This is a genomic window from Actinoplanes sp. NPDC020271 (assembly GCF_044388125.1).
In the GTDB taxonomy this organism is placed as follows: domain Bacteria; phylum Actinomycetota; class Actinomycetes; order Mycobacteriales; family Micromonosporaceae; genus Actinoplanes.
In genome coordinates this window covers 115,109-130,784 of record NZ_JBIRWQ010000005.1, presented here as the reverse complement: position 1 = coordinate 130,784, position 15,676 = coordinate 115,109, and the positions used below count along the sequence as shown (strand labels likewise).

Genomic DNA, 15,676 nt, shown 5'->3' with positions numbered 1-15,676 from the left:
CGCGGCCGGTGTCCGCGGCCGACCGTGACCTGCGCCGCCGCGTGACGGCGACGGGGCGGTGCGGGCCCAGTTCGCGCCAGGGCCGAAAGTCACCGCCCACCCACAACCGGATCCGGACGACGGGGTCGCCGGCATCCGGCTGATGGTCGCCGAGCCGGCCGTGCGCGCGGAAATCCTGCGCGCCGGCGCCGACGCGGAACGTCCGTTTCCCGGACAGCCGCCGTGGACGTCCCCGGCGGTCTTCGCGATCCGGCGACCGGCGGACTGCGGGTTCCCGGTTACGGGCTGATCCCGCCGTTCCGGCACCAGCGCACCGAACGTGGCATGATCGCTTGGGCGCCGTTCCCCGACGGCCGGAATCTGATCACCGCCTCGACGACCGCCCGACCGGCCGGCGCGGAACCGGTGACGCTCGCCGAAGTCCGGGAAGCGCTGGCCTACGTGCTCGGCGTCGAGGTGCCGCTGCTGCCACCGACCGGGCCGGAACCGCACACGCTGCGACGGCTCGAAGGCGGCAACACGCGGATCGCCGACAGCTACCGCCGGGGGCGCGTGATCCTGCTCGGCGTCGCGGGCGTCGCGTGCGCGGGCCGCGTCGCGGGCGTCGCGTGCGCGGGCCGCGTCGCGGGCGTCGCGTGCGCGGGCCGCGTCGCGGGCGTCGCGTGCGCGGGCCGCGTCGCGGGCTGCCGCCCGACGCCGCAGCTAGCTGTCGATCTGGGACTCGAGTTGCTTGACGACGCTGGTCACGGTGTCGGCCGGGATCGCGAACCCCAGTCCCACGCTGCCGGTGCTGTCCCCCGAGGTGGCGATGGCGACGTTGACCCCGACGACCTGGCCGGACGTGTCGACCAGCGCGCCGCCCGAGTTGCCCTGGTTGATCGCGGCGTCGGTCTGCAGCAGGCCGGACAGTTTCTCGTCGCCGGTGTCCAGGCTGCGGCCCTTGGCGGAGACGATGCCCGAGGTCACCGTGCCTTCGAGGCCGAGCGGGGCGCCGAACGCCAGCACGGTGTCACCGACGGCAACACTGTCGTCGGTGCCGAACGTGACCGGGGTCAGCCCGGTGAGCCCGCTCGCCTGGACCAGCGCCAGGTCGTGCGTCGTGTCGGTGGCCACGACCTCGGCCGGGACCGTGCGACCGTCGGAGAGCCGGACACTGACCGTACCGTTCGAGGAGATCACGTGGTTGTTGGTGAGGATCAGCCCGTCCTCGCCGAGGACCACGCCGGAGCCGAGCGACGACTCTCGGGTGCTGTCGACGAGCACGGTCACGATGCTCGGCTGAACCTTGGCGACGACCGGCGCGAGCTCGTCCCCCTCGGTGACGGTCGTGGAGGCCACGGTCGTGCCGGAGGCGCTCGTCGCAGCCGACGCCGAGCCGCCGTTCAGGTACTCCTCGGTGAGGAACGCACCGGCGCTGCTGCCGCCACCGATCAGCACGAGCACCGCGGCGCCCCCGGCGATCCGCCGCTTCCACCGCGGGTCACGCGGCGGCCGCACCATCACCGGCGGGATCGGGAACAGGTGTGCCGGCGCGCGATACGCCGCGATGTGGGAGGTGCGGTGCTCGTCGGCGTTGCGGTTCAGCAGCTCGGTCATGCCACCAACGGTGGACCCCGAGATTGTCCCGTCCCGATGAGCGCTCTGTGACTTCGCTGTGTGCCCCGGGTCCCTCGTACGGGTCGGTGCGGCATCCCCGCCACCTCGCCGGCCTCCTCTACGTTTTTCCGGTGAAATTCGGTTGTATCGCCCGTATCGTGGGCTCTGTCGTGCTGTTGCTCGGTTCGGTGACGGCCTGCTCGTCGGATTCCGACGCCATCTGGGTGGAGGGTCGGGTGCTGCCGTCAGCCTCACCCGGCTCAACGGCACCCGCCGGCGACACCTCCCCCGTAGCGCGGCCCGGTGACACGTCGTCCGCGGCGTCGCCCGGCGAACCGTCGCCCGCCATGTCGCCGTCACAGCCGGCCGGCGCGGCCGACCCGGACCGCTTCGTCGCGGCAGTCCGGCGCGAGCTGCCCGAACTGGCCCTGGACCGTCGCGACGAGGAGATCGCCGACCTGGGTTCCGAGGCCTGCGCGTCGATGCGCGCCAAAGATCAGGACACCCTTTCCGCGTACGGCGTGACCCCCTCCCAAGCACAACAACTCCGCACCGTGGCCCGGGCCGACCTGTGCCCCTAGGGCCGTTCCCGGTCGGCCGAAAGTAAGAGGGTCACACAGCAGATCGGGACCCTTGGCAGATGCCGGGCACAGCGAATCTCCGCAAGCTGGAATCACACAGCAATCGGGGAGGTAACGATGACCGCACGAGGTGTTCTCACCGTGGTCGGCAACGCCGTCGGTGGCCTGATCGGCTGGTCGGAGACCACGCCCACCGCGGACCCGGCGAGCCTGCGCGCCCTCTTCGCCGGCTTCGGCGTCCAGGTCGGCCCGGACTCTGCCGACCTGGTGGAGGCGGTCCGCGCGTTCCAGATCAGGCTCGGCCTGCCCGCCGACGGTGAGGCCGGCCCGCAGACGGTTCACCTGCTCGCCCGCTACGCCGCCGAGGCCCGCGAACTGACCGAGTTCCGCCAGGCCGCCTGATCGGGGCCGGCACGGCCACCGTCGACTCGATCGCCGCCTACTCGCCGACAGCGTGACTCGGCGGCCGCGTGATCAGGCCGTAGCACGACTCGGCGGCCGCGTGCCCGGGCCACCACGTGACAAGCCGCCACGACACAAGCCGCCACGACACAAGCCGCCACGAGACAAGCCGCCACCAGACAAGGCCGCCACGAGACAAGGCCGCACGTGACTCGGCCGCCCTTCGACCGGCCCCGGTTGTCGGGCCGGCCTTCACCCGGCCGTCGCCTGCAGGGCCTCTCGCACGGTCCGCGGCTCACGGTCGAGGAGCTTGCCGAGCAGCGGATCGACGCCGGCGAAGAACCCGCCCTCCGCAGCCTGGTAGAAACCCAGCAGGAATTGCGTCATCTGCGCCGGCTGGCCGGCCGCGTTCTGCGCGGCGACCCACTCCTGCTCCTCGATCCGCTGATATCGAACCGTCCGGCCGGACAGCTCGGACGCGATCTCGGCAAGCTCCGCGAAATTCGGCGCCGCGGGGGCGGTGATGGTGACCGGGCCGTCGAAGCCGCCGCCAGAGGCCAGGATCACGGCGGCTGCCTCGGCGGCATCCTCGCGAGCCGTCCAGGACACCGGCCCCTCGCCGGGCACCGCGATCACGCCCGTCTCCCGCCAGGGACCGGCGAGCCACTGCATGCTGTGCGCGTAGAAACCGTTGCGCAGCGACGTCCACGGGACCCCGGAGGCGGCCAGCAGTTGCTCGGTGGCGAAATGGTTCCGTCCCGGGGAGAACGGATTGTCCGGCGCGGCGGCCTGGTGGCTGGTGTAGAGGATGCGCCCCACCCCGGCGGCGACCGCGGCGTCGATCGCCGTGCGGTGCAGGCTCACTGTTTCGGCGGCGGGACCGTTGGAGGAGACGAGCAGCAGTTGGTCGGCACCGGCGAAGGCCGCCGGCAGGGAGCCGGGCTCGGCGTAGTCGGCCCGGCGGATCTCGATGCCGCGCTGCGCGAAGGACTCGGCCTTCGCCGGGTCCCGCACGGCGACCACGATCTCGCTCGCGGCGACATGCTCGAGCAGATGAGCGACGGTGGCGCCGTTGAGGGCACCGGTTGCCCCGGTCACAATAATCATTGATTCGCTCCTGCTGTTATCGGCGGTTACACGGCGACCGTAACAGCGAAAATCAGCGATAGCAAGCGGGTGTTATCGTTGGTTCGTGAGTGATGAGGCCAGATCCCGAGCTGAGGTGCGAGCTTCGATCGTCGAGGCCGCCGCCTGGCTGCTGCGCTCCGGTGGGCCCGGCGCGGTGACCACGCGTGGGGTTGCCGAGCGGGCCGGCATCCAGGCCCCGACGATCTACCGCCTGTTCGGGGACAAGGACGGCCTGCTGGAGGCGGTGGCCGAACACGTCATGGCCACGTTCGTGGCGGAAAAGGTCGCCGAGGTGGCAGCCGCCGCGTCCGCGGAGGTGGATCCGGTCGACGACCTGCGCAACAGCTGGCACCGGCAGATCGAGTTCGGGCTCGCCAATCCGGCCGTGTTCCGCATGCTCAGCGATCCGGAGCGGGTGCTCGGCTCCACCGCCACCCATCGGGGCCGGCAGGTCCTGGAGATGCGTGTCCACCGGCTGGCGGCGGCCGGGCGGCTGCGGGTTCCCGAGCCACGTGCGGTCGACCTCATCCACGCCGCGGGCGTCGGCACCGTTCAGAGCCTGCTGGCAACCCCACCCGAGCTACGCGACTCCTCGCTCGCCGACGCGATGATGGAGACCGTCCTCGGGCGCATCCTCACGGATGCTCCGGTGCCGGCGCTCGACGAGTCGGTGGTGGCGGCTGTTGCCCTCCGCGCCCTCACCCCGTCGCTCGGCATGCTGAGTGATGCCGAGCGCCGGGTGCTGATCCAGTGGCTGGACCGGATCACGGCAGCCCCCTCGGAGACAGCAGAGGAGAGAGCAACCGCGGACGACAGGGCAGCGGCTGCGGGGAACACGACATCAGTCAGGGAGGAAGGCATGATCGCCGGAACGGGCGAGTCCACCGAGACGGCGGGTTCACTCAGGTCGGCGGCGGTCCGATGAGGACCGTCCGCGCGGCCGGGGCCGGTCGGCCGACGATGACCGGGATGGAGCGTCGCCCCGGTGAGCTGATCACGTACTACGACGGCGCCACCGGGGAGCGCGTCGGGCTGACCGCGCCCGAGTTGGGCCGATGGAGTGCGGCGACCGCGGCGCTGCTGACCGGCGAGTGCGGGCTGCGACCGGGCAGCCGGGCCGGGGTGCTGCTGCCGCCGCACTGGCAGACCGCGGTGGTGCTGCTCGGTGCGTGGGCGGCCGGGTTGGAGGTGTCGTTCCGCGGCTGGAGCACAGCCGGGCTGAGCGACACCGGGCTGAGCGACACCGGACTGAGCGACACCGGACTGAGCGACACCGGACTGAGCGACACCGGACTGAGCGACACCGGACTGAGCGACACCGGACTGAGCGACACCGGGCGGGCCGACGACGAGCAGCCCGAGGGCCGATCGATCGACGACGGGCTGACCGGGGGCGGGTCGGCCGACGGCAGGCAGCCCGAAGACCGGCCGGCCGGGGGCGGGCCGGTGCTGGAGGTGACGTTTGTGGAGGCTCGCCGGGTGGGCAGCTGGCTCGACGACGTGCCGCGGGCGAGACATCAGTTCGTGCTCGGGGCCGCAGCTCACGGCGTACCCGATGATTATCGTGATTTTTTGCCGGCGGCGCGGGCGCATCTGGGGGCCGGGGCGCCGGTCGAGCGCGTTGCGGATGAGGCGGCGGCGGTTCCGGACGGGACGACCTTCGGAGAGTATGGCGCGGTGGCCGCGGCGGTCGCGCAGTCGCGCGGGATTGCCCGCGGTGATCGGGTGCTGATCGAGACCGATGCGTCGGAGGAGCCGCTGATCTGGCTGCTGGCGCCGCTGACCGCCGGGGCGTCGATCGTTCTCGGCGCGAACCTGGACCGGTCACAGCGCGAGGAACTGATGATCGTCGAGGGGGTGACCCGGCTGTTCTGACGACGATCTTCTTCTACTGTGGAGGTCATGGAGGTCTTCGATCAACTCGCTGCGAAATATCAGGGCGAGCACAGCCATAATCCTTACCAGGCCGCGCTGATCGAGCAGATCAGCGCGACACTTCCGGCCGGCACTTCGGTGCTCGACCTGGGCTGCGGCTCAGGCGTGCCGACCGCCAAGATTCTGACCGAGTCCGATCACCGCGTGGTGGGTGTGGACATTGCCGAGGGGATGCTCCGCCTGGCCCGCGAGCAGGTGCCCGGGGCCGAGTTCGTGCGGGCGAACTTCGCCGAGTTGCCCGCCGACTTCGGGCAGTTCGAGGCGGTGACCGCGTTCTTCTCGTTGCTGATGCTGAGCAAGGCGCAGATCGAGAGCACGCTCGACAAGATCGTCGGATGGCTCAAGCCGGGTGGCTACTTCGCGATCGGCATGGTCAACTTCGACGCGGACAGCATTCCGATCGAGTTCATGGGCGTCCCGGTGACCGTTTCCGGTTACTTGGAGCCGGATCTCAAGGCGGTGCTGGAGGCGCACGGTTTCACTGTTCGCACCATCGAGACGGTGTTCTTCACCCCCACTGACGGCCCTCAGGAGAGCCAGATCTTCGCGCTCGCCCAGATCCCGGAGTGATCACCCGGGCCGAGACGTTCGGGGCGTCTCGGCCCAGTCGGCTCACTCGTCGAAGTCGACGACGACCTTGGGCGACGCGGCTGTGCTCTGGCAGGTCAGGACGAATCCGGCGGCCAGCTCGGCGTCCTCCAGTGCGAAGTTCCGCCGCATCGTCACGTCCCCCTCGATCACCCGCGCGCGGCAGGTGCCGCAGACTCCGCCCTTGCAGGCGAACGGCAGGTCCGGCCGCGACCGCTGTACCCCGTCGAGCAGTGTCGTGCCCTCCTCGACGGTGACGGTGGTGGCACGTCCGTCCAGGTGGACGGTGACCTCGCTGCTCGGGCCGTGCGGCGCCGACTCCGGGCGCACCGGTTCGGGCGGGGCCTCGTCGACCCAGAACAGTTCGCGGTGGATCCGCTCCGGCGCGACCCCGGCCTCGCTCAGCACGTCGACGGCGTCGGTCACCATCCCGTACGGCCCGCACAACCACCAGTGGTCGACCGCGCCCACGTCGATGAGCTGCGGCAACAACGCCCGGAGCCGCGGCGCGTCGAGCCGTCCGGAGAGCAGGTCGGCCTCGCGCGGCTCGCGGGACAGCACGTGCACGAGTTCGAGGCGGGCCGGATGGCGGTCCTTCAGGTCGGCGAGTTCCTCGGCGAACATCACGGTGTCGGTACGCCGATTGCCGTAGAGCAGCGTCACCGCGGTGTCGTCCCGGCGCAGCAGCGAGGCCGCGATCGACAGCACCGGGGTGATCCCGGATCCGGCCGCGATCAGCACGTGCCGCCCGCCGGTCGTCAGGTCCGGGGTGAACGACCCGGACGGCGGGGCGACCTCCACCTCGTCGCCGGGCCGCAGGTCGTGCACGAGCCAGCGGGAGATCACGCCGCCGGGCACTTCACGCACGCCGATCCGGGGCGGGCCGCCGGCCGGGGCGCAGATCGAGTACGTCCGGCGTTCGTCCCCGCGGCGGACGGTCAGCGACTGCCCGGGCCGGAACGCGAACTGTCCGTCCAGTTCGGGCGGCACGGCCAGGGTGACCGCGACCGCGTCCGGGCAGAGCCGGTCGATCGCGGCGACCCGCAGCGCGTGGAAACCGATCGCCACCTCAGATCTCCTTCATGTGCTCGAACGGCTCCCGGCAGTCCGCGCAGCGTCGCAGTTCACGGCAGGCGGTGGCGCCGAACGTGGCGACCGCGTCGGTCCGCGCCGACCCGCACAGCGGACAGCGGATCGCGTCGGTCCGCGGCGTCAGGGTGATCGGAATCGGTCCGGAGGCTCGGCGCGGCGCGGCTCCGGGTGGCGCGATGCCGGCCTCGGCGAGCTTGCGGCGGCCGCTCTCGGTGATCCAGTCGGTGGTCCACGCGGGCGCCAGGACGGTCCGCACCTCAATCGCCCCGAACCCGGCCGAGCGCAGCGCTGCGGCGATGTCCTCGCGGATCGTCTCCATGGCCGGGCAGCCGGAGTACGTCGGCGTGATCGTCACCGTCACGCCGTCGCCGTGCTGGTGCACCTCGCGCACGATCCCCAGCTCGGCGAGGGTGACCATGGGCAGTTCAGGATCGGTCACCGCGCCGACGACCTGTTCGGCGATCACCACGCGCCTCCGGGGACGGATCGCGTGAGTTCCTGCATCTCGGTGAGGATCTCGGTCAGCGCCGCGGAATGCTCGCCCTGGCGTCCGCTCTGCGCCGATTCTTCGGCATAATCGGATTCCTCCAGCGTCGCGGCGGTCAAGACCTGCGTCAGTACGGCGTCGAACTCTTCCCGCACCAGCCCCGGGTCGACAGCGACACCTCCCAGCCGCAGCTCGACCTCATGAGGCCGGAACAGTTCACCGGCAAACGGCGCGATGTCCGCCATCGCCGCGGCCATCAGCGAGTGCGACAGCGGAGTCCCGTCCCCGAGCCGGACCACCCACTGAGCCGCATAGTCCCGGTGATAGGTCAGCTCCTTGACCCCTTTGGCCGCGATCGCCGCGAGCATCGGATCCCGCGAACCGCTCAAGCGATCAAAAACCGCCAGCCGCCATGTCGTGAACACCAACAGGCGCGCCATGAGCTGCGCGAAGTTTCCATCCGCCCGCTCGACGAGCCGCACATTACGAAACTCGTGCGCGTCCCGCCCGTACGCCAGATGGTCTTCTCCCCGGCCTCCGCCCTCCGCCATCCCGGCCCGGGTGAGCAGCAACCGCGCCTGCCCGAGCAGGTCGAGTGCGATGTTGGCGATGGCCAGCTCGTCCTCCAGCTCGGGCGCCCGGGTCACCCACTGCTGCAGCCGGTGCGACATGATCAGCGCGTCGTCGCCGAGCATCAGGCAGTAGGTCATCAGGTCGGCCCGGTCCACCCCGTCGGGCAGGTCGGCCGGCACCCCGGCAAGCGGGTCCGTGAACCCGGTCCCGTACGCCCATCGGGCGTCGTCATCGTGGTCGGTGAGCGAACCGTACGCGGTCGGAACGGACAAGTGAGGTCCCGGCTGCTCAGTGTCGTCGAAGGTCATCAGATGTGCGGCACCGAGTCGGGAATGGCGTAGTACGTCGGGTGCCGGTACACCTTGTCGGCGCTCGGCTCGAAATATGCCGCCTTGTCGTCCGGATCGTTCGCCACCACGTCGTCGGAGCGCACCACCCAGATGCTCACGCCCTCGTTGCGCCGGGTGTAGAGGTCCCGGGCGTGCTGCACCGCCATCCGGTGATCGGCCGCGCGCAGCGACCCGACGTGCACGTGGTTCAGGCCCCGCTTGGCCCGCACGAACACCTCGAACAGCGGCCACTCGTGCTTGATCTCATCGCTCATCGTCCACTCCCGTGCTTGACCGCGTGCGCCGCAGCCGCCTCGCGCACCCACGCGCCGTCGCTGTCGGCTTGCTTCCGACGGGCGATCCGCTGCTGGTTGAGCGGCCCGTCGCCCGAGATGACCTTCTTCAGTTCGTCCCAGTCGGGCCGACCGAAGTCGTAGTGCGAACGGTCCGCGTTCCACCGCAGCTCAGGGTCGGGCAGCGTCACGCCCAGGGCCTCGGCCTGCGGCACCGACATGTCGACGAACCGCTGCCGCAACTCGTCGTTGCTGTGCCGCTTGATCTTCCAGGCCATCGATCGGGCCGAGTTCGGCGAGTCGCCGTCGGGCGGGCCGAACATCATCAGCGACGGCCACCACCAGCGGTTCACCGCGTCCTGGACCATGTCGCGCTGCTCAGCGGTGCCGCTCATCATGGTCATCAGCAGTTCGTAGCCCTGCCGCTGGTGAAAGGACTCCTCCTTGCAGATGCGGATCATGGCCCGGGCGTACGGCCCGAACGAGCTCCGGCACAGCGGCACTTGATTGCAGATGGCCGCGCCGTCCACGAGCCACCCGATCACACCGACGTCCGCGAAGGTCAGCGTCGGATAGTTGAAGATCGACGAGTACTTCTGCCGGCCCTCGATCAGGCGTTTCGTGAGGTCACCGCGGTCGGCGCCGAGCGTCTCCGCGGCCGAGTAGAGGTAGAGCCCGTGCCCGGCCTCGTCCTGCACCTTGGCGAGGAGGATCGCCTTGCGCCGCAGCGTCGGGGCGCGGGTGATCCACTCCCCCTCGGGCTGCATGCCGATGATCTCGGAGTGGGCGTGCTGCGCAATCTGCCGGATCAGCGTCTGCCGATACCCGTCCGGCATCCAGTCCCGCGGCTCGACCCGCTGATCCTTCGCGATGGTCGCCGCGAACGTCGCCTCAGACATGGTGCCGGCTCTGCAGCGTGAAGAAGCGGCCCGACACGAAGTAGTCGTCGGTCAGTGACGCGGTCGCCGCCGGGTTCGCCCCGGTCCCGTGCAGGTCGCTGAACGCGGCGGTCTGGTTCACGAACACCCCACCGGTCAGGTTCTCCGACAGATGCACGCCCGCGTCCAGCGCCGCCTCCCGAGCCGCGCTCAACACCTCCGGCGACGTCGAGTGCACCAGTGCCGTCAACGCGCCGTGCGCCCGTACCGTCTCGGTGAAGATCCTCAGACTGTGCTCGGTCGAGTCCGTCGTGATCAGAAAAGACACCGGACCGAACCATTCCCTGGTGTACGTCTTGTCGTCCGAAGTCTCCGCCGCGACCACCACCGGCGTCCGGATCGTCGCGCCGGGGAACTGCTCGTCGGTCACCACCTCGGAGCCGCGCACCACGCCCGCCCAGCCCGAAGCTTCGGTGAGCCGGGCCAGCACCCCGTCGTTGACGATCGCCCCGAGGGTGCCGGCCGCCCGCTTCGGGTCGCCGAGCAGTTTCCCGAGCGCCGTGGACAGATCCGCCCCGAACTGCTCCGGCGTGCGCACCCCGTCCTCGGTGGTGATGCCGTCGCGCGGGATCAGCAAGTTCTGCGGGGTGGTGCACATCTGCCCGCTGTACAGCGACAGCGAGAACGCCAGATTCCGCAACAGGCCCTTGTAGTCGTCGGTGGAGTCGAGCACGACCGTGTTGAGCCCGGCCTTCTCGGTGTAGACGACGGCCTGGCGCGCGTTCGCCTCCAGCCAGTCGCCGAACTCACTGGAGCCGGTGAAGTCCACGATCCGTACGTCGGGATGGGTGGCGATCGTCGCCGCGATCCCGTCACCCGGTTGCTCGGCGGCGAGGGTGACGACGTCGGGGTTGAGGCCGGCCTCGGCGAGCACCTCACGGCAGATCTGCACGGTGATCGCGAGCGGCAGGACCGCGCCGGGGTGCGGCTTGACGATCACCGGGTTGCCGGTGACCAGGCTCGCGAACAAGCCGGGGTAGCTGTTCCAGGTCGGGAACGTGGTGCAGCCGATCACCAGGGCGACGCCGCGACCGACGACCGTGCCGGTCTTGGTCATGCTCAGCGGGTCGCCGCCGCGCTGCGGCTTCGACCAGGACGTCTGCGCCGGCATGCGGGTGGTCGCGGCGAGCGCGTACGCGATGGCTTCGAGGGCCCGGTCCTGCGCGTGCGCGCCGCCGGCCTGGAAGGCCATCACGAACGCCTGGCCGGAGGTGTGCTGCACGGCGTGCGCCATCTCGAAGATCCGTGCGTTGATCCGCTTCAGGATCTCGGCGGCGATCCCGGCGCGCCCCTGCGGCCCGACGGCCCGCCAGGCCGGAATCGTGGCGCGAGCGGCTGCGACCAGCGCCAGCGGGTCGGCCTTGGGATAGGAAACGGCAAGTTCGATCCCGTACGGCGAATGCTCGGTCGACACGGAGCCGGACGCTCCGGGCACCTCGATCGGGAACGGCTTGCCGAGCAGGGCGGCGAAGGCGCGCTCACCGGCGGGCGCGGCGTCCTCGCCGTAGACGGACTTGCTCGGCGATTCGGGGAACGCGGACCAGTAGTCGCGGGCTGCGGCTGCTGCGATGGCGCGCTCGAGAAGCTCACGGTGGGTGGCGTACAGGTCTGCGGGTGAGGTCACCTCTCCGTTTTACCAACCCTTCGGTCGGTTATTCAAGTCCTATGGTTTCGCGCATGACCACTCCCCGTCGCCGCGGCCGGCCCGGACACGACCTCGACGCGGTGCTGGCCGCCGCGGTCCGGCTCTTCAACACCCGCGGCTACGACGCGACCAGCATGTTCGACGTGGCCGAGGCGCTGGGCATCACCAAGTCGACGCTCTACCACCACGTCAGCGGGAAGGAGCAGCTACTGTCGATGGCCGTCGACCGGGCCGTCGACGGTCTCTTCGAGGCGGCCGCCAACATCCAGGACCATCAAGGGCCGGCCACAGTACGTCTTCAGGAGCTGGTCAGAAGCAGCGTCCTGGTCCTCGCCGAGCGGCTGGAGTTCGTCACCCTCCTGCTCCGCGTGCGCGGCAACACGCAGGTCGAGCAGCACGCGCTCGCCCGTCGCCGCGAATTCGACACCCTCGTCACCGACCTGGTCAAACAAGCACAGTCGGAAGGCGGCATCCGCGCCGACGTGGACCCGGCCACCGCCGCCCGCCTGCTCTTCGGCATGGTCAACTCGCTGGTCGAGTGGTACCGCCCGGAACGCGGCCGCCCCGACGCCTTGGCAGCGACGGTGGTCCGGCTGGCTTTCGACGGACTTCGGACAATAAACGCCAAAAATGATCAAGGTGTTGAACAAGAACAATGAGTTAACCTTGCCCCACGCGGGCACGATCCGCCCCGGGACCGGGTGTCATCGCCGCCAACGGCGTCGGCGGTGACGCTCCCGCGCAGGCTCGTTCTCGGCCCGCTCTCCGGCGCCCGGCCCGCTTTCCGCACTCGCGTGCCGGCCCGCCTTCCGCCTTCCCGCGGCCTGGCCTGGCCTGGCCTGTGCTGTCGCCGGCCTGGCCTGGCCTGGCCTGTGCTGTCGCGCGCGTCCAGCCCGCTTTCCGCTTTCCGGCGCCCGACCCGGCCTGTGCTGTCGCGCGCCCGGCTCGCCTTGCGCTTTCCGGCGCCCAGCCCGGCCTGTGCTGTCGCGCGCCCGGCTCGCCTTGCGCTTTCCGGCGCCCAGCCCGGCCTGTGCTGTCGCGCGCCCGGACGGCACCCGGAGGGGTCACGTCACTTCGCGACCATCAACGGCAACTCGGTGATCGGCGGCGGGCGCCGCTGCGCTCGCAAACGTAGACGTCACGGATTGCGTGCAAGGGCGTGTGGAGCGTTGGTTTACACCATTGCTCGTGAGTTTGGTGACATTACGGAGCCGGCCGGGCGATGCCCCGAATCGGCTGCACAGATAGCAGGCGAGAATTCTCATATACGGAAAAACTGGGAAGATCAAAAATTGGCCGTACGGGGTGACCGGCGAGATAATTCATGTATGCGACAGCTTGCTTTGTTCTCTCCGGCGCAGTTGGCTCCACTGCGGGACCGGACGAAGCGTCGTAACTATTCTGTGGAGGCGGAGGAATTTCGTCGGACTCATGAGTGGCATCGTTCCTGGGGGCTGGCGCGACGGCATGCGGGGAAGCTGCGGCGCCTTTACGGTCATGTTCCTGACGATGCGGAGGTGATGGCGGCCTGGCGTGAGCGCACCGGCTCAGCGGTCCCGGGTGATGTTCACGAGCTGGGCTCAACAAGGCCTGCGCAGACTCTGGACAGGGCAGAGCGACTCGCATTCGACAAGCTCACGAGGACTGAGCCTGCGGCGCCTGGGCCTGAGGCGACTGAGCGCACCACAACCGAGGCGGCGGCAACCGAGCCGGCGGCAACCGGGGCAGAAGTGGCCGAGCCGGAGGCAGTCGAGGTTCGACCTGTTGTGGCCGAGGATTCCGGCGCTGCGCCGGCCTCGGAATGCGGCGCTCGAGTTCGCGAAGTCGGCCTTCGCCCGGAACAGATCGGAGAGTCGGCACAGACCGAAGAGTCATCACAGACCGAAGAGTCATCACAGACCGAAGAGTCACCGGAAATGGGATGCGGGAATCGACGGCGGAGACGTTGCTTAATCGGCGATTATTTACCCCGCCCGCCAAGACGCCGCGAGCTGTTGTCGACGCCAAAAACTATCCGCTCCGGCACGCGAGAGCGTGAAGTATTCCGGGGTTCTCAGTTTCATGCCGGCATTTCGCGCGGCTCTGATTCCGGAATGTCGGCGAGGCGATTCTTCCCCGCACGAAGAAGAAGAAGAAGTCGACCGAGCACTCTCGCCGAGCGAGTTCTAATCGAGATCGCCGCTTGTGGGATCGTAGAGTTCGGGCCGGTTCGCGAGCGTGATTTCCACGCGCTCCTCGCTGCGCAGGGACTGCACCGCCGCGTCCGAGACCACTGCGGCGGCGTAACCGTCCCACGCGCTCGGGCCGTCGGGCACGGCGGCGGCTGCCCATTCGCGCAGTTCCACGTCGTAGGCGGCGCTGAACCGTTCCCGCCAGTCAGCGGGCACGGGGCTGGTCAGGTGGCCTTCACGGCGTACTGTGATCGGGTTTTGATCGGCCAGCGCGACCGTGCCGTTCTCGCACAGGATTTCGCCGCGGATGTCGTAGCCGTAGCGGGCGTTGACCGAGATCTCGACGTCGACCAGCATCTCGTTGGCGAGTTCGAGCACGAGCAGCACCGGGTCGGTGATGCCGCCGGCGTTGCGGCTGGGGCGGGGGCGCAGCACGCGGACCGCGGTGATCTCGGTGCCGAACATCCAGCGGACCATGTCGATCTCGTGCACCGCGGTGTCGGTGATCGTGTTCTCCGGCTGATAGAAAGCGGGCACGCCGGCGTTGCGGTGCGCGCAGTGCATCATGAGTGGCGCGCCGATCGTGCCGCTGTCGAGGACGTTCTTCAGGGCGCGGTAGGCCGTGTCGTAACGCCGCATGTAGCCGACCTGGACGAGCCGGCGGCCGTGCGCGACTTCGGCCTCGACGATGCGCAGGCATGCTTCGGGGCTGGTGGCCAGCGGCTTCTCGCAGAAGACGGGTTTGCCGGCCGTGACCGCCGCCAGCACGTACGTCTCGTGGGTGTCGCCCCAGGAGCAGACGACGACCGCGTCCACGTCCTCGGCGGCGACGACCGCGAGCCCGTCGGGGTGCACGGCAGCCCCGGTGGTCGCCGCCACCCGGGCTGCCGCGCCGGTGTCCACGTCGGCGACGGCGGTGACCGTCACCCCGGAGATCACCGAGGTCAGACGCCGGACATGATCGCGCCCGATCATGCCGGCGCCGACCACCCCGACCCGCATCATCAGCGTTCCAGCTCGCGGGAGAGTTCGGCCAGTTCGTCGCCGCCGGCCATCAGCGTTCCAGCTCGCGGGAGAGTTCGGCCAGTTCGTCGCCGCCGGCCATCTGTGTGGTCAGGTCCTCGAGGGTGACGTTGCCGCGAGCGGCGTCGAGGACGGTCGCGCCGCGTTTGAGGATCACGAAGTGGTCCCCGACCAGGTAGGCGTGCTGCGGGTTGTGGGTGATGAAGACGACCCCGAGGCCCGCGTCACGGGCGGCGGCGATGTATTTGAGTACGACGCCGGACTGTTTGACGCCGAGCGCCGCGGTCGGCTCGTCGAGGATCAGCACGCGCGCGCCGAAGTAGACGGCCCGCGCGATGGCCACGCACTGCCGCTGCCCGCCGGAGAGCGTGCCGATGGGCTGATCGATATCGGCCACGACGATGCCCATTTTGCGCAGTTCCTCGTCGGCGACGCGCCGCATCTCGCGGATCCGCATGCCCGCGAGCGGGAAGCGTCCGGCGACCAGTTCGGAACCGAGGAAGAAGTTGCGCCAGACCGGCATCAGCGGGACCACGGCCAGGTCCTGGTAGACGGTGGCGATGCCGAGGTCGAGGGCTTCGCGGGGCGAGCCGAGCCGCCGTTCGGTGCCGTCGACGGTCAGCCGGCCCTCGCTGTGCGGATGCAGCCCAGAAATGATCTTGATGAGCGTGGACTTGCCGGCGCCGTTGTCGCCGAGCACGCAGGTCACCTCGCCCGCGCGGACCTGCATGTCGACGCCGCGCAGCGCCCGGATCGGGCCGTAACTCTTGCCCACGCCGGCCAGCTCGACGAGCGGCTCGCCGGGCTGCAACCCCCGGTCGGCGTGCTCAGCCAGGGTGTCGGTCACGACGCCCGCCCTTCCACCGCGAGGCTCATCGCGAAACCCATGACGTCC

17 protein-coding genes are annotated in these 15,676 nt (G+C 69.9%); 7 read left to right on the top strand and 10 right to left on the bottom strand.

The features are described from left to right. Positions 1 to 58: 58 nt before the first annotated feature. A complete protein-coding gene (locus ACH442_RS13400) occupies positions 59 to 289 on the top strand; it encodes a hypothetical protein (protein WP_396338246.1) in 231 nt (76 codons plus the stop codon). A 413-nt stretch (positions 290 to 702) separates the two neighbouring features. Here the strand turns inward: ACH442_RS13400 and ACH442_RS13395 are convergent, their stop codons facing one another. Continuing rightward, complete coding sequence (locus tag ACH442_RS13395; RefSeq protein WP_396338245.1) at positions 703 to 1,596, bottom strand: S1C family serine protease; 894 nt, start codon at positions 1,594 to 1,596, stop codon at positions 703 to 705. A 347-nt stretch (positions 1,597 to 1,943) separates the two neighbouring features. Here ACH442_RS13395 and ACH442_RS13390 point away from each other — a divergent pair, with 347 nt between their 5' ends. Together ACH442_RS13390 and ACH442_RS13385 are read left to right on the top strand one after the other, a co-directional pair. After that, positions 1,944 to 2,177: a hypothetical protein gene (locus ACH442_RS13390; protein ID WP_396338244.1), complete on the top strand. Its 234-nt coding sequence runs from the start codon at positions 1,944 to 1,946 to the stop codon at positions 2,175 to 2,177. A 117-nt stretch (positions 2,178 to 2,294) separates the two neighbouring features. Further along, positions 2,295 to 2,579 (top strand): peptidoglycan-binding protein, encoded by a 285-nt coding sequence (locus ACH442_RS13385; protein WP_396338243.1) that lies wholly within the window; start codon positions 2,295 to 2,297, stop codon positions 2,577 to 2,579. 252 nt (positions 2,580 to 2,831) lie between these two features. Here the strand turns inward: ACH442_RS13385 and ACH442_RS13380 are convergent, their stop codons facing one another. After that, positions 2,832 to 3,686, bottom strand: coding sequence for an NAD(P)H-binding protein (locus ACH442_RS13380; protein ID WP_396338242.1), 855 nt, complete (start codon positions 3,684 to 3,686; stop codon positions 2,832 to 2,834). Positions 3,687 to 3,771: 85 nt separating this feature from the next. On the opposite strand from ACH442_RS13380, the gene ACH442_RS13375 reads away from it, so the two are divergent. The 3 genes from ACH442_RS13375 to ACH442_RS13365 are packed head-to-tail and all read left to right on the top strand — an operon-like array spanning position 3,772 to position 6,212. Further along, positions 3,772 to 4,632, top strand: coding sequence for a TetR/AcrR family transcriptional regulator (locus tag ACH442_RS13375; protein WP_396338241.1), 861 nt, complete (start codon positions 3,772 to 3,774; stop codon positions 4,630 to 4,632). A 44-nt stretch (positions 4,633 to 4,676) separates the two neighbouring features. Beyond that, entirely contained in the window at positions 4,677 to 5,582 is a 906-nt protein-coding gene (locus ACH442_RS13370) for a TIGR03089 family protein (protein WP_396338240.1), read from the top strand. Between the two features lie 27 nt (positions 5,583 to 5,609). Next, positions 5,610 to 6,212 (top strand): class I SAM-dependent methyltransferase, encoded by a 603-nt coding sequence (locus ACH442_RS13365; RefSeq protein WP_396338239.1) that lies wholly within the window; start codon positions 5,610 to 5,612, stop codon positions 6,210 to 6,212. 42 nt (positions 6,213 to 6,254) lie between these two features. Here ACH442_RS13365 and paaE read toward each other — a convergent pair whose 3' ends face one another. The 6 genes from paaE to paaN all read right to left on the bottom strand — a co-directional run bounded on the left by paaE (position 6,255) and on the right by paaN (position 11,566). Beyond that, entirely contained in the window at positions 6,255 to 7,298 is a 1,044-nt protein-coding gene (paaE, locus tag ACH442_RS13360; protein WP_396338238.1) for a 1,2-phenylacetyl-CoA epoxidase subunit PaaE, read from the bottom strand. 1 nt (position 7,299) lies between these two features. Further along, complete coding sequence (gene paaD, locus ACH442_RS13355; protein ID WP_396338237.1) at positions 7,300 to 7,791, bottom strand: 1,2-phenylacetyl-CoA epoxidase subunit PaaD; 492 nt, start codon at positions 7,789 to 7,791, stop codon at positions 7,300 to 7,302. Beyond that, positions 7,785 to 8,561: a 1,2-phenylacetyl-CoA epoxidase subunit PaaC gene (gene paaC / locus ACH442_RS13350; protein ID WP_396338236.1), complete on the bottom strand. Its 777-nt coding sequence runs from the start codon at positions 8,559 to 8,561 to the stop codon at positions 7,785 to 7,787. Before paaC ends, paaD begins: the two co-directional genes overlap by 7 nt. Before the next feature lie 128 nt (positions 8,562 to 8,689). Then, positions 8,690 to 8,986, bottom strand: a complete 297-nt coding sequence (paaB, locus tag ACH442_RS13345; protein WP_396338235.1) for a 1,2-phenylacetyl-CoA epoxidase subunit PaaB — start codon at positions 8,984 to 8,986, stop codon at positions 8,690 to 8,692. Beyond that, a complete protein-coding gene (paaA, locus tag ACH442_RS13340) occupies positions 8,983 to 9,903 on the bottom strand; it encodes a 1,2-phenylacetyl-CoA epoxidase subunit PaaA (RefSeq protein ID WP_396338234.1) in 921 nt (306 codons plus the stop codon). Before paaA ends, paaB begins: the two co-directional genes overlap by 4 nt. Continuing rightward, on the bottom strand, positions 9,896 to 11,566 hold the full coding sequence (gene paaN / locus ACH442_RS13335; protein WP_396338233.1) for a phenylacetic acid degradation protein PaaN: 1,671 nt from the start codon (positions 11,564 to 11,566) through the stop codon (positions 9,896 to 9,898). Before paaN ends, paaA begins: the two co-directional genes overlap by 8 nt. A 53-nt stretch (positions 11,567 to 11,619) precedes the next feature. Here paaN and ACH442_RS13330 point away from each other — a divergent pair, with 53 nt between their 5' ends. Further along, positions 11,620 to 12,246, top strand: coding sequence for a TetR/AcrR family transcriptional regulator (locus ACH442_RS13330; protein ID WP_396338232.1), 627 nt, complete (start codon positions 11,620 to 11,622; stop codon positions 12,244 to 12,246). Between the two features lie 1,506 nt (positions 12,247 to 13,752). On the opposite strand, the gene ACH442_RS13325 is transcribed toward ACH442_RS13330, so the two are convergent. Both ACH442_RS13325 and ACH442_RS13320 read right to left on the bottom strand, forming a co-directional pair. Continuing rightward, positions 13,753 to 14,763, bottom strand: a complete 1,011-nt coding sequence (locus ACH442_RS13325; protein ID WP_396338231.1) for a Gfo/Idh/MocA family protein — start codon at positions 14,761 to 14,763, stop codon at positions 13,753 to 13,755. 49 nt (positions 14,764 to 14,812) lie between these two features. Next, on the bottom strand, positions 14,813 to 15,628 hold the full coding sequence (locus tag ACH442_RS13320; protein ID WP_396338230.1) for an ATP-binding cassette domain-containing protein: 816 nt from the start codon (positions 15,626 to 15,628) through the stop codon (positions 14,813 to 14,815). Positions 15,629 to 15,676 lie beyond the last annotated feature (48 nt).